Annotated in this window: 15 protein-coding genes; 4 read left to right on the top strand and 11 right to left on the bottom strand. The window is 42.0% G+C overall.

Annotated features, from left to right (window positions below; translation table 11 throughout):
* Positions 1 to 54: 54 nt before the first annotated feature.
* Both PH_RS01465 and purD read right to left on the bottom strand, forming a co-directional pair.
* Positions 55 to 1,197, bottom strand: a complete 1,143-nt coding sequence (locus PH_RS01465) for a formate--phosphoribosylaminoimidazolecarboxamide ligase family protein (protein WP_048053089.1) — start codon at positions 1,195 to 1,197, stop codon at positions 55 to 57.
* Positions 1,198 to 1,207: 10 nt separating this feature from the next.
* Positions 1,208 to 2,524, bottom strand: a complete 1,317-nt coding sequence (gene purD, locus PH_RS01460; RefSeq protein ID WP_010884418.1) for a phosphoribosylamine--glycine ligase — start codon at positions 2,522 to 2,524, stop codon at positions 1,208 to 1,210.
* A gap of 157 nt (positions 2,525 to 2,681) precedes the next feature.
* On the opposite strand from purD, the gene PH_RS01455 reads away from it, so the two are divergent.
* The 3 genes from PH_RS01455 to purE all read left to right on the top strand — a co-directional run bounded on the left by PH_RS01455 (position 2,682) and on the right by purE (position 4,727).
* A complete protein-coding gene (locus tag PH_RS01455; RefSeq protein ID WP_010884417.1) occupies positions 2,682 to 3,341 on the top strand; it encodes a hypothetical protein in 660 nt (219 codons plus the stop codon).
* Positions 3,342 to 3,343: 2 nt separating this feature from the next.
* Positions 3,344 to 4,105 carry a hypothetical protein gene (locus tag PH_RS01450; protein WP_048053088.1) on the top strand — a complete coding sequence of 254 codons (762 nt, stop codon included), beginning with the start codon at positions 3,344 to 3,346 and terminating at the stop codon, positions 4,103 to 4,105.
* Between the two features lie 100 nt (positions 4,106 to 4,205).
* Entirely contained in the window at positions 4,206 to 4,727 is a 522-nt protein-coding gene (gene purE, locus PH_RS01445) for a 5-(carboxyamino)imidazole ribonucleotide mutase (protein WP_048053087.1), read from the top strand.
* On the opposite strand, the gene purT is transcribed toward purE, so the two are convergent.
* From purT to PH_RS09920, 8 genes are all read right to left on the bottom strand, one after another.
* Positions 4,716 to 6,008, bottom strand: a complete 1,293-nt coding sequence (purT, locus tag PH_RS01440; RefSeq protein WP_048053086.1) for a phosphoribosylglycinamide formyltransferase 2 — start codon at positions 6,006 to 6,008, stop codon at positions 4,716 to 4,718. The two genes, purE and purT, sit on opposite strands and share 12 nt — an antisense overlap.
* Positions 6,009 to 6,626: 618 nt before the next feature.
* Positions 6,627 to 6,806: a PIN domain-containing protein gene (locus PH_RS10055; RefSeq protein ID WP_010884413.1), complete on the bottom strand. Its 180-nt coding sequence runs from the start codon at positions 6,804 to 6,806 to the stop codon at positions 6,627 to 6,629.
* A 55-nt stretch (positions 6,807 to 6,861) separates the two neighbouring features.
* Positions 6,862 to 7,050, bottom strand: a complete 189-nt coding sequence (locus PH_RS10050; RefSeq protein ID WP_010884412.1) for a PIN domain-containing protein — start codon at positions 7,048 to 7,050, stop codon at positions 6,862 to 6,864.
* Positions 7,047 to 7,268: a hypothetical protein gene (locus PH_RS01425; protein ID WP_048053085.1), complete on the bottom strand. Its 222-nt coding sequence runs from the start codon at positions 7,266 to 7,268 to the stop codon at positions 7,047 to 7,049. Before PH_RS01425 ends, PH_RS10050 begins: the two co-directional genes overlap by 4 nt.
* A 751-nt stretch (positions 7,269 to 8,019) precedes the next feature.
* Complete coding sequence (locus PH_RS09930; RefSeq protein ID WP_231833707.1) at positions 8,020 to 8,163, bottom strand: hypothetical protein; 144 nt, start codon at positions 8,161 to 8,163, stop codon at positions 8,020 to 8,022.
* Between the two features lie 232 nt (positions 8,164 to 8,395).
* Positions 8,396 to 8,680, bottom strand: coding sequence for a hypothetical protein (locus PH_RS01420; RefSeq protein ID WP_048053084.1), 285 nt, complete (start codon positions 8,678 to 8,680; stop codon positions 8,396 to 8,398).
* Between the two features lie 13 nt (positions 8,681 to 8,693).
* Entirely contained in the window at positions 8,694 to 9,311 is a 618-nt protein-coding gene (locus tag PH_RS09925; protein WP_010884410.1) for a hypothetical protein, read from the bottom strand.
* A 48-nt stretch (positions 9,312 to 9,359) separates the two neighbouring features.
* The gene (locus PH_RS09920; RefSeq protein WP_010884409.1) at positions 9,360 to 9,659 is read right to left on the bottom strand and encodes a hypothetical protein; all 300 of its coding nucleotides are present in this window, start codon (positions 9,657 to 9,659) and stop codon (positions 9,360 to 9,362) included.
* A gap of 314 nt (positions 9,660 to 9,973) precedes the next feature.
* Here PH_RS09920 and purM point away from each other — a divergent pair, with 314 nt between their 5' ends.
* Positions 9,974 to 10,978, top strand: coding sequence for a phosphoribosylformylglycinamidine cyclo-ligase (gene purM, locus PH_RS01410; protein WP_010884407.1), 1,005 nt, complete (start codon positions 9,974 to 9,976; stop codon positions 10,976 to 10,978).
* Here the strand turns inward: purM and PH_RS01405 are convergent.
* Positions 10,975 to 13,650 carry a valine--tRNA ligase gene (locus PH_RS01405; protein ID WP_048053083.1) on the bottom strand — a complete coding sequence of 892 codons (2,676 nt, stop codon included), beginning with the start codon at positions 13,648 to 13,650 and terminating at the stop codon, positions 10,975 to 10,977. The genes purM and PH_RS01405 overlap by 4 nt on opposite strands.
* Between the last annotated feature and the right edge of the window lie 125 nt (positions 13,651 to 13,775).

The raw sequence follows: 13,775 nt of genomic DNA, 5'->3' as shown, positions 1-13,775 counted from the left end.
AATAACAATAGTAGCATGTAATTAAAAACTCCTTCCCTAATGAAAAATTAAAGGTTAGGTTACAAGCTTTTCAAGCTCATCCAGCTCAATGCCCCTCTTGATCTCTAAAGCGATCCTCCTCCCAGTGCTCATCGGACTCCTCCACAGTGAATTCCCGTAGGGGTGACCCATCGACATGTGAATATTAGTTCCTCCCCCCGTCCTTGGGGCTACGTCGAAAATGTAAAAGTTCAAATCCTTGTCAACTACCGTTTGAAGGGTGAATGGCCCTATAATCCCCGGGGGATAGTACTTCTTAGTAGCCTCTACGTATTTCTCGGCCATGTCGAAGACCTTTTCAAGAAGGCTCTCTCTTAACGTTGCGGATGCATGGCCGCATACGGTATATTCAGGCTCGAATTGATGCTCAGGCAACGTTAGTTGTTGGGCAGCTGGAAGTCTAACGTGTCCATCCAAGCTCGTTTCAAAGCGCCAATCAACCCCTAAGAGTTCAATCTCCTCATCTATTGGCGAATAGAAGAAGTCAAAGTTGAAGACTGGCCCGATTATGTAGCGCTCTATCCTAGCCTTATCAAGGTCTTCCCTCGTTATAACACCAAGTCTTATTAACCTCTCGGATTTCTCCTTAAATTCTTTGTAGCTTGCAGCGGTGAAGAATCCTCTCTCGAGCCTCTTCTTTGCATGAGGAAGCTTCACCATAACTAGGCCAACATCATCTATCTCCTCCGGTTTAACTTCCTCTGGATAAGGAAGTCCTGCTTTCTCAAGTAGCCAGTAGTAACTCTTTTCTTCCCTCCTCTCCTCGGTTCTTAGCAGAGATCTAGTGCCAAACATCGGAACTTTGAACTCATTTTCGACCTTATCTATTCCCGTATAAACAACAAAAGATCTGTTCGGAATGAAGATAACGTTCCTCTTTATTAGTTCCTCCTGGATCTCTATTATTTGGGCGAATTTATCCAGGATAATAACTTCATCTATGAAACCTTTTGTGAGGTTATCTTTGGTTTTCCTTAGCTTGAAGTATTTAGCGTAAGTCCTATGCCTCCCCCTTTGAGCCACGACTAAAACGGGAAATCCCTCTTCCTTAGCTCCATCCGCTATATCCAAAGCTGAGTGACTCCCAATTACACCGATTGTAATCTTATCCTTGTCGTACTTCTCCAATATGGAAAGTATCTCTTCCCTATCAATCATATAAATCACCTCAACATAAATTCGGCTCAAATTCCTTTCCCAACTTTTTCATTATCTCAATCCTCTTCTCAACGCTTTCCCTAGTTCCAACATCCTTCCTGTAGAATATTGGCCCTTTGACGTAGCTAACGCCATTTTCGGCGATCCTCTCAGCCTCCTCCAAAGAATCCGCTACACCGACTATGGCTAAAGCCCTCGAACCGAGAAGGGTTAAATTCTCATCGACTGCTGCGTATATGATTTTAGCACCTTCATTTTTTATCCCCTCCTCATCAACTTCTATCCTAATTCCCTTAATGGGATCCTGGGGATAACCTTGAGGGGCTATGTACTTCACCACGGTGGCCTTGTTAAGGAACTTAGCTTTCCTCAAGCTACCCTCAACTATTCCCTTGGCTATCTCAAGGAGGTTATCATCCAAGACTGCAAGAACGTTTATTGCCTCTGGATCGCCAAAGCGAGCGTTGTACTCTATCAGAACGGGTCCTTCCCCACTTAGCATAAACTGTCCATAGAGTATTCCCTTGTATGGATAACCCTCTTTTCTCATTGCCTCAATTGTTTCTTCAAGGGTCTTAAGGGCCCTTTCAAAATCTCCTTCAGTTATAAACGGTAATAGATGATTTGAGCAGGAATAAGAACCCATACCCCCAGTTATCGGCCCCACATCCCCCTCATATGCATGAGGATAGTCCTGGACTAGGGGCATGGGGATTACCTTTTTACCATCCGTAAAGACTTGAAGCGTGAACTCAACACCATCCGTCCTTTCCTCTATCAAGACTTTACCATCTTTCCTTATTATATGCTCGGCATACTCTTTTGCCTCCTCATTATCTTTAAGCTGATAACCAACTACCTTGACCCCCTTTCCTCCAGTTAAGCCAAGTGGTTTAACAACTACAGGCTTTCCATATTCATCTATCCATTTCCTCATCTCCTGGACGTCGTCGAATATCCTAAACATTTTCCTCCCTGGGATATTGTTCCTCTCCATGAATTCCCTAGCCCAGGCCTTATTGGTTTCTAATCTTGCAGCTTCTCTAGTAGGTCCAACCGCTGGAATACCCTCCTCTTCCAAGGCATTAACTATACCAGCTTCCAAAGGAGCTTCAGGACCTATGAAGGCTAACTCAATTCCCCACTTCCTTGCAAACTTTATTACATCCTCAACATTGGTCTCCTTAGCCAGTCCATAATCTTTTGCAAGTCTCATCAAGCCGGGATTTCTATGGTTGGAAACTACGTAGAGCTCGGCCCCTCCCTTAACTAGCGCTTCCCCTATTGCGTGCTCCCTTCCGCCCCCTCCTACAAGAAGAACCTTCACTTTATATCACCATATTTAAGTCAAAATTATAAGGTATTAATGGTTTTTGTTTACATAAACGTGTTAACAAAAAAGTTAATTACTAAATAAAGTAGTGTCCACCTACACAAAACTGATTTATATTTTCAAAATGTATCTTTAACCAGGTGACTCTCCTATGGGCATAATAGAGGAGTTGGTGAGTTCTATTCCCGAGGGGGGCATTCTTGCAATAATTCAAAAAGAATTAGAGTCAGAAGGAGATAGGTTTGGCCTTCTAGTATTAAAGCACTTACTAGAAAATGAGAATAATGTTTTCTTATTCCTTTATGAACCACTAAGGACATTCATGACAAATATGGAGAATCTCGGGATCAACGTTGACGAATACTTAGGGGAAAATCTCATGATATTTGACGTCTTTGGAAGCATGAATAAGATAGAAAGGAAAATTAAGGGAGTTTATAAGCTCTCGGGCTACTTAGATGACGTGGTATTCGTGAGTAAACTAAAAGAGTGGGCCATTAAAACTCTAAAAACAACCAACATTGCCAATTTCTGGTTTTTCACATACCTAAGCTCAGGGATATGCAAGCTCTTTTCAAATCCCTTATTGACTTACAAACTTATATGGGCCTTAAGGGAAGAGATCCTAAAAGGATACAGACCAAAAACGATAATAACGTACTCCCAGCTTGAGTGTCCGATACTTGAGGAGACGGTATATTTAGCCTCCGATATAGTTCTTGAAACCAGGATAATTAATGGGAAGAAGGTTGGAATTATAACTAAGGGGCCCAATGAGAATTTAATTTTTGAACTATTTAAGGAGGTTTGAAAATGATATCCTGGGAGATAGAGGAACTTGATAGGGAAATTGGAAAAATAAAGAAGCATTCACTAATATTGATACATGAGGAAGATGCATCCTCTCGCGGGAAGGATATTCTATTTTACATACTTTCAAGGAAGCTCAAAAGTGATAATTTAGTTGGCATGTTTAGCATTTCGTATCCACTACAATTGATAATAAGGATCCTATCAAGATTTGGAGTAGATGTAATTAAATATTTAGAGAACCACAGACTGGCAATAGTGGACACTTTTGGTAGCTTCCATGGAATTAAAGCAACCATGCCAGGAGTTTGGTACTTGGAAGGGATGCTATCTTCAGAAACGCTCCCCATAAAATACGCAAAGGCCGTTGAGGATCACAAAAAGGTATGGATGGATTTAAATCTCTTCGAAGGAAGGGAACTTTACGGATTTGCAATATCAATGTCTGGATACCTTGAAGTCTTTACGCCTGAAGAAACCCTTAGGTATCTAGAGACCTCGGCCGAGGTTAGGTACGGTCATCCAGCTTATAAGAAGTATCCAAGGGGAACCAACTTCTGGCTGTGGGAGGGAGTAAAAGATAAAAGAGTTCTCCTCTCCGTATATAGGAGAGCAGATTACGTGCTGAAAACGAGAAGCTCTCTGGGAGAAAACGGAATAAAGAGAGAGCTACTTGTCATAAAGACACCCAAGCCTATAGAGGAGCTCGTTAGGTTTGAATATGAATTCAAGGGAAATGAGCCCAAGTTGAGGAGAGTCGATTAGCACATATATGTAGAAATATTCGAAGAAACTTTTTAAATATTGACATTAAATTGCTAGGGTATCCCAGGGATAGCTAGAAATCTCAAATGTGGTGATAAGCATGAAAAGTGAAAAGCCACTCGTTGGAATTATAATGGGTAGTGACTCTGATTTACCAGTAATGAAAGAGGCCGCAAGGATTTTGGAAGAGTTTGGGGTTCCGTATGAGATAACGATAATATCGGCCCATAGGACTCCAGAGAGAGCTTATGAATACGCAAAGAAAGCGGAGGAAAGGGGAATAGAAGTAATAATAGCTGGAGCTGGAGGAGCGGCCCACCTCCCAGGGATTATTGCATCACTAACGGTTCTACCCGTTATTGGAGTGCCAATAAAGAGTAAAGCCTTGAATGGTCTCGACTCCTTGTTATCGATAGTTCAAATGCCAAGTGGGATCCCGGTTGCTACCGTAGCTATAGATAACGCGAAGAACGCTGCACTTTTAGCCCTGAGGATCCTGGGAATAAAATACCCCGAGATCAAAGAAAAGCTTAGAAGGTACATGAAAGATATGAAAAGGAAAGTCGAAGAAAAGGCAAAAAGATTAGAAGAGATGGGATGGGAAAGGTATCTATCGGAGTAAGTGCTTCCTTTTTTCATAATTTTGATCGTGCCAGTCGCTACTCCTCGTTCTCAGCTCAATCATGTGAGCTACCATTTCAGCTTTCCTTTTCGCAACCTCAACATCCTTATCCCAGGCTAGAGCGATACCCAGTCTTCTTCCAACGTAAGCTTCAGGCTTACCGAAAAGCCTCACCGTTGCGTTTGGAACGCTTAGAGCTTTGACTAATCCTCTGAATCTAGGTGAATACCCTGAAACCTTTGCCTTTATAACGTGAGTTGCAGCAGGTATAAGCATCGGGAAAAGCCTATAGCCATCTACCCACTCCCCTGGGATTGGAAGCCCAAGAACTGCCCTTAAGTGAAGGGCAAACTCAGAGAATCCTGGAGGATGAGAAGCCAAAGTTACCATTCCAGTATCATGAGGCCTTGGAGAAACTTCATTCGCCCAGACTTTATCCCCCTTAACAAACATCTCAACACCGAAAATCCCTAAGCCTCCAAGAACATCTGTAATCCTCTTCGCTATCCTGTAGACCTCCCTTTCAGCTTTCTCACTAATCTCGGCCGGTTGCCAGCTTGCGTGGTAATCACCATCTATCTGGTAATGGCCAACGGGCTTTGGGAAAGTAGTCACGATCTCCCCATTCTCATCAAAATGTCTAACGGCTAATTCCGTAACCTCCACGTCAAAGTCTATATGTTCCTCAACTATTATCTTCTCTGCACTACCTCTCGCTTTAGTCTTTGCTTCTTCCCAGGCTTTCGGAATGTCCTCGGGCCCCTTGACGAAGTACGATCCCTTTCCCGAGGAGCTCATTATAGCCTTTGTGTGGCATGGATAACCGATCTTTTCACAGGCCTCATAGAGTTCATCAAGGGTTGTAGCGTACATATACCTGGAAGTAGGAACCTTTGCTTCCTTCACAAGGGTTTCCCTAAGCCTCTCCCTGTGCATAGCTATCCAGGTAGCTCTTGCATTTGGAACTACAAAATAACCATCCTTCTCGAATTCGAAGAGGGCATCTAGATTTATCGCCTCTATCTCGGGGATAATTGCATCGGGCTTTTCCCTTTCAACGACGCTCCAAAGGAAATCCTTATCCATCATGTTCCCGACGTAACTCCTGTGGGCAACTTGCATAGCTGGAGCGTTAGCGTAGCGGTCAACGGCTACAACCTCAACGCCTAGTCTTTGGGCTTCAATCGCTATCTCCTTTCCAAGCTCACCACTCCCTAAAAGGAGGATCTTTTGGGCTGAATCCGTAGTTGCAGTTCCAAGTTCATCTCTAAGCTTTATCATAACCACCACCCCTAATTGACGTATAAATGTTAAAATTTAAATTATATTTAAGCCTTTTTAACATAAATATGTTTAAATGATGGACTATCCATTCTTGTCAAGAAAATTTCTCAATTTTCTTCTTTTCAAGTGAATAGGGATGGAAAAATATCCCCAGCATTTTATCTGACAAAGAGATTTAGCTTCTAATTCTCTTGCTTGTGTTAAGAACAGGCTGTTATAAATGGAGATATTATAATCTATAGCAATTTCCAGAGCTTCCTGCAGGTATTTCTGACCCCGGCTTTAATATTATCACTTCCATGAGCTTCTCCATCTGCTTGTAAAGTTCTAGAGCCTCATTATTACCTTACATTTGTGGTTTCAATGATTAACATGTCAACTGCATGTGGTTCCAAGCGTGGACTTTTTCCCAGCTTTCTTCCTTATATTAAAACGAGGAATCAATGACTATCACGATCCTCCCTCACCAACTTTGTGCTGTTCCCTTTGGTGCAGTAGGTAAGGTTTAAATTCTACCTCGGACGACTTGACAGAGTTCTAATAAGACTCTAAGAGAAGTGAAAGGCCAACTCTTATTTTTTTAAGCTCGCGAAGGATTAGATATAACCCCCATTTTTAAAACTTCCCTTTTCTTATGATTTCAAAAAGCTCTCCCGTCGTGAAGATTTTAACCTTTTTCTGATTGTAAAGCTTTTTATCATAGCTCCAGATTCCGGCGTTAATTTTCAAGGCAAGTGCAAAGTAAGGAGCATCATCTCTATCAATCTCCCCCACAATTTTCAAGGCTTCTTCCATCTTATCAATATATAAGCTTCTTTTGGAAGAACCTTCACATTCCCAAGCAGGAGGTTTAAAATGACCTTAAATTCTTCTTCATTGACCTTAGCTTTTTCATGATTTCTCCCTTGTGCTCTTCAAGTTCATCTAGAAGATACGCTGGTGAGTAGAAATTTATGAACGGAAAAAGGAGAATCTTCCGGGTTACAGAATCCCTTTTGAATGCAGAAATAATCACGTTAGCATCAACGACAACTTTCATACTTCATGCCTCTTCGCGATCTCTCTCTTTATTTTTTCAGCCAGTTCACTAACGTCATCATCTGTAAGTTCCGAATTCTCCAAGAGCTTGTCCAAGAGCTCAAGCTTCCTCGCATACTCCCACATTGCTCGTCTTGCAATCTCGCTCCACTTAATCTCCCTGTGCTTTTTCATTATCTCATACAGATCATCAGGAACCGAAATAGTCATATTTGGCATTCCAATCACCACATAAATTATGTGCGATACATTATGTGAATACACAGAATTTAAATATTTTGATTCTCAAAGCAAAGCAACGCAAATTGTTGAAAAGATTCCGTGATAGTAACAAGTTAAAAAGTTCTCTTTCTTAATATTTTTTGCTGAAAATTTAAAGGGATAAATTCTAAAGATCAATCCCACTTATAATTGGCCCTCATTATGGATCCTCAAGAACCTCTATGAAGTCCTCCACGGTAATCCCAACTTCTCTGATAATGCCCCCCGAAGAGGCGGTCTTCAACTTCCTATGTAAACCATTTTCACCAGAACCTGTGAGGACAACGTGAGAACCCTTTCGTCTAGAAGGATGTATTTCTTTTCCACATGATCATCAAAAGAAATAATATTAACAAAAATACTAAAACTTTGCTAATAATCTCAATCTAGTGTTCTTCTTGGCAATCACCCCTACTGCTTGAAGTAAGAGCTCTAAAGTTATAATACTATTTATTAGGATAATTGTGGCATCACCTCATAATAGTTTAATTAAGGGTTAGTTCTGGTCATGGGGGTGGCGGTTAATTGGGGAGGTTAAAGCCAGAAAAATCTTCAAGCGGAACAAGGGGATAAAGTACTTTGGCTTCATTTATTCTTCCTCCGGCTAAGTTAATAGCTCTTGAACTGAGGGATAGCGCATAATATTCACGTTATCCGACTATTAGTAGCCCCGAAATTGATGCAATAACGCCAATAGTGGCCAATTTAATCAGTGAAACTGCTTTTCTTTGCCTATCTTTTTGAGTTTTACCATTAGCTCCTGTTCCAAGGTATTAGTAATCTGCTTAAGTTTTTCTGAAGGCCTGAAGGAGATCTCGCCAGCACTCACGTTGTCAGGGTTTAAAACAACCACTCCCTCGGTTCTGCGAATTCTCGGTTCCGAGTGATAATTGTATAATTCCCTTAGTGAGCAAAACTAGAGATAAACCCAGCAGGGAGGCAAAGACCACTGAGGGATCCATCACCACTCTTATCCCACGAGCTTCTTTTTCTTTTTAAAATTATCTTAAAAATATTTTTCCTTTGCCCTTTTATTTTCGTTTAAGTGATTATCATTCTGTAAATTACTGGTGGAATTGTTCATATTATTTTTTGTTTACCCTTTTCCCCTTAAAATAATTAATTAGCGTTAACACTGTAGATCCCAAAACAAACGCAGAAAAAAGCTTATCGAGGAGAAGACAAGGATTAACAACTTTTAGATAAATTAACAAGTTATACGTCCCTCTGATTGATAAGAAGAGTGCTGCTATAACAGCCCAGGTTTGATAGCTCTTGATCTGCCGAGATTTCAAAGACAATGCCATGTAATAAATAAGAAAAGGAAGCACTAAAGCTGAAACAGCATAACCAACGACTTCTGCTTCCATGTAACATCACCCTCTACACCACGGGCCCATATCCAGGCATGCACTCAGTTGTCCAGTCACTAAAGCACTTCTCACAGGCCCCGCTTATACTACCAACTGCGGCTACGCATGCAGTACATGCTTTGATATTTGGTTTCTTAATTAACAGGCTTGCTGCACATTCCCCACATTCAAGTACTCCCAATATTACTGATGTTGCGCACGATGTTATTGCACACCACCAGTCTATATGTTTAGGATAAGTAATACAAGTTAAAGTTATTCCAATAACATCAACTGGAATGCTTAGTCCTATTGCTTTCTGTTGGTTGTATTCTGGTAGTTTTAACTTTACTAAGTGTGATAGGTGTCTTAGCTCGAAGGCGCTCCTGCCCCAAATCCAGGCACTCTCATCATGCTTCCTGAGGTTCATTAGAACTCTGTTAAGAGTCCAATAGTACTCCGATAGAGTCAGGTTGTTAGCAGTAAGTATTACATCCCCAACTGGAACGACCCTCTTCTCCTTGTTTGGAGCAATGTTCATTCCAGTCAGGTAAGCTTTATACTCGCCCGTCTTTGGGTCAGTGAATATCCTCGTAACCAGAGTGAAGTTGTACTGACTTCTTTCAGCATGGTAAACGAGTGCATACATGGTGTAATTGAAAGTTTCATTGTAGAAGTTCAGCCTGAAGAAAAGCAGCTACTCGTGCCTTTCTGTCATGTTGTAGAGAGTAACTACGGAAACGTTAATCTTCGGAGTAACGTTGGAATTGTGAATAGGACAGCCTCTAGTTAGGTTTGTCAAGTTGACTACCTTATTTACCCAAGTGACGTTCATATAGAGTTTGCCTTTATCCTCATACCAGGCAACAACAACCCTCTTGAAGGTTATGCTTGAATTGCTCGTGCTCATGGCCATGGCTTGAGGGACAGCACTCAACTGGGGACTTAACATCATTACCACGAGAAAGAGGGTAAAGATAGCCTTCCTCCATTCCATAATGCATCATCTGGCCAATTAGTCACTTAAAATAAAATATGGGAATATATAAATATTACTACTTATAAATTGAGTTAATAAATCTTTTTCTTTTCGTAGGATTTTTTATTTATAATTATTAAAATCCGAGGCGATTCAAACGAAAAAAGCCAAAGTAAAAGAGTGAACAAAAGAACACAAACAATCATTTTTATATTATGTAGTGTAGAATATAGTCCAGCCTTCTATGATTGTGGCTATTAGTTATGGAGAATTCCACACCGTAAAACCAACGTTTTTAAGTACACATAAATTTATCAATTCTAGGTGAGATAATGCTAACATATGCACAAGCTGGTGTCGATGAAGAAAAGACGGCAAAGGCCCTTAGAGCGATAATAGATGCCGCAAGGAGGACTTTCAAATTTAGAATGAATAAGATTGGGGAACCAGGAGATATAGGACATTATTCAGCACTCCTGGATTTCAAGGACTTCTACCTTGCAATAACAACGGATGGAGTTGGAACTAAAATCCTAGTAGCCGAGGCCGTTAATAAGTTTGACACGATAGGAATTGATATGATAGCAATGAACGTTAACGATTTAATATGCGTAGGTGCCGAACCGGTAGCCCTGGTAGATTACCTCGCCGTAAAAGAACCGAATGAAGATGTATTCCAACAGATAGCCAAGGGATTATACGAAGGAGCGAAGGAAGCTGGAATAGCCATAGTAGGAGGGGAAACTGCCGTTATGCCCGACTTAATTAACGGATACGACCTAGCTGGAACCGCCGTAGGAATCGTTGAAAAGGATAAGGTAGTCACTGGAGAAAAGATAAAACCTGATGATATTGTGATCGGAATATCGAGCTCTGGAATACACTCCAATGGTTTAACTCTCGCAAGAAAACTTTTAATTCCAAAATACGGGCTTGATTATGAATACAATGGAAAAAAGCTATGGGAATGGCTCCTGGAACCTACGAGGATCTACGTTAAGCCAATCCTTAAGCTTATAAATGAGGTTGAAGTTCATGGGCTCGCTCACATAACCGGTGGCGGTTTGCTTAACTTAAAGAGATTAACAAAGTATGGCTTTGAGCTGGAGATGCCACCCATTGATGGGATATTCAAGCTTATCTACGAGAACGGTGTCCCACTTGAAGAGATGTTTAGGGTTTTCAACATGGGGGTCGGCTTCATGGTTATAGTTCCCCAGGAGGAAAAAGAGAATGCGCTACAGATATTAAATAAGTACTATGAGAGCTTTGAACTTGGAAAGGTCATAAAAGAACCCGAAAAGATAAAGGTAAAGAACTATGGAATAACGCTTTAGAAGAAGACTATAACTACGTCATCGACAACGGATGTTTCCACTTTCTCCCCTTCGCTGAACACTTCCTTCCTTACCGTTATGTCTTCCTTAGTCAGCTCAACCTTCTTACCCTCAACCTCAAACTCGGCTTTCCCTTTCTCCTTGATTTCCCTTACAATGCTCTCAGCATTCTCCCTAAGGTATTGGACTATCCTGGGAACTAGTTTTCCATACTTAGGACCAATGTTCTTATAGTTAGGCTTTACCTCGACTATTCTCTCCTCAAGGTGTGGCTCCCCCTTAACTATCTCAAGCCTTTCAATGTTCATGGTTCCAGCTATATCCCTCTCTATTAGCTTAAGCCTCTCATAGCTATCCAGAGCATATATTGCAACGTGCTTGAGCTTTGCGTTTAATGGAAGACCATGAGAATTCTTGTACTTCCTCATCTCACTCACTATCTTCCTGGCTAATTCTCCTATCTTCTCGGCTTCCTCGTCAATTCTGTCTTCTCTGTATTCCGGCCAGCTAAGAAGATGAACGCTCTTCTCCCCGATCTTTTCCTTGAATATTGCATGATATATCTCTTCGGTTATGTGGGGGACGAACGGGGCAAGGAGCAACATCACATTGTAGAGCAACTCATAAAGTGCAACTTTAGCCTTCAGCTTACTCTCTTCATCTTCTCCATAGAGCCTGTACTTTATCATCTCGATGTAGTCATCGGCAACCTCGTGCCAGATGAACGTTATGAGTTCCCTGGTTATTAAGTTGAACCTGTACCTCTCGAGTTCCTCAGTTGCGAACTTAATGATCCTGTGGAGCCTTGAGAGTATCCACTTGTCAAGGGGTTCAAGCTCCACATCCCTGTACTTTTCATAGTCAAAGTCCTTTATGTGCCTCTCCGCAAAGCGGTAAATGTTCCAGACCTTTTGCAAGAACCTGTAGTTGTAATCAACAGTCTCCCACTTGAAGGGATGATCCTCTCCTGGGGGAGCTAATGCAGTCCATAGCCTAAGTGCATCAGCACCGTACTTAGGTATTACCTCCTCAGGGGATACGACGTTTCCATAGCTTTTGCTCATCTTCCTCCCGTCAGGGCCGGCGACCATTCCGTTTATCACTATATCCTTCCAGGGCTTCTTTCCGGTTAAGACGTAAGTTCTGAGTATCGTGTAGAAGGCCCAAGTCCTTATTATATCTGTTCCCTGGGGTCTAAGGGCTGTGGGGAAGTTATGCTCGAACCACTTCTTGGCCTCTTCATCGCCCTTTATCGCTTCATGCCATTTCGTTATTATGAGTGGAGTTATACTGGAATCAACCCAGCAATCGAGCACATCAGTTACAGGCTCAATTTCGGCCCCACATACGGGGCATTTGTCAACTGGAGGCTTATCGAATCTAGGATCAACAGGTAGATCCTCCTCTCTAGCAGGAATTATATGGCCATTCTTACACACCCAGAATGGGAAGGGAGTCCCAAAGACCCTCTGCCTACTTATTACCCAATCCCAATCCATGCTCTCGGCCCAATCCTTGAGCCTTAGGAACATATCCTCCGGATACCAGTTTATCTCCTTAGCTACTTTAATTATCTCATCGATGAGATCCTTCACCTTAATGAACCACTGCTTCTTGGGTAAAAGCTCTATCGGAGCCATACAGGAGCTTCTCTCAGTGTGCCTTAGAACTCTGTGCTTTATCTTCTCCTTCTTGTAAAGTAGCCCCATCTTCTCAAGATCTTCCGCTATCTTCTTCCTGGCTTCCTCTATTTTGAGTCCAGCGTAAGGTCCAGCGTTCTCGTTCATTGTTCCATCTTCGTTTATTACTATTATCACGGGGAGATTGTAGCGCTTCTGCCAGACTATATCCTGCTCATCACCATAGGTACAATTGTAGACAGCTCCCGTTCCGAAGTTCGGATCAACGTCTTCATCCGCTAGTATTGGAACTTCTCTCTCAAATATTGGGAGTTTAACCTTTTTACCGACTAGGTGCTTGTACCTTTCATCGTCTGGGTGAACAAAAACGGCCACACACGCGGGCATTAGCTCAGGCCTAGTGGTGGCTATCGGAATGTAACCGGAACCATCAGCCAGAGGTAGCTTTATGTAGTAGAGGTAACCCTCCTCCTCGACGTAACCCACTTCAGCTTTAGCTAGGCTCGTTCTGCACTTGGGGCACCAGTAAACCGGATGCTCCTCCCTGTAGATTAAGCCTTTCTTATAGAACTCGAGAAGAGATCTCTGAACCGCAGCTTTATACCAGTCATCCATCGTGTGATATTCAAGATCCCAGTCCGCTGAGTATCCTATCCTTATAAACTGCTTTCTCATTGCTTCTATAGCCTGCCAAGTCCATTCTACACACTTCTTTAGGAATTCTTCGGGCTGATCCTTCGTTATTCCAAACTCCTTCTCGACTTTAAGTTCGGTAGGCAATCCATGATTATCGAATCCCTGGGGAAAGAGGACGTTGTATCCCCTCATCCTTTTGTATCTAGCTATAATATCAATCCAGGTATGACTAAGCACGTGACCGAGGTGCAGGGTACCGCTCGTGAAGGGTGGTGGCGTATCTATAGCATAGCTAGGCTTGTTTTCATCTAGCCTGTATTTGTATATCTTCTCCTCGAGCCAATATTTCTGCCACTTAGGCTCAATCTCGTTTGGGTCGTAATTCTTTGGAAGCATAGACATCCCTCCCATAATCTAAACTAGCCAAGAAAAGAAGGGTGTAATTTAAGTCCTTTCTATGTGAAGCGAAGGACGATATGCACCACCAAAACATTAGAACTTATTCCCGTCTTAAAAGCTTT

Source organism: Pyrococcus horikoshii OT3 (assembly GCF_000011105.1).
Taxonomy (GTDB): domain Archaea; phylum Methanobacteriota_B; class Thermococci; order Thermococcales; family Thermococcaceae; genus Pyrococcus; species Pyrococcus horikoshii.
This window is presented reverse-complemented; position numbering and strand designations above follow the sequence as displayed.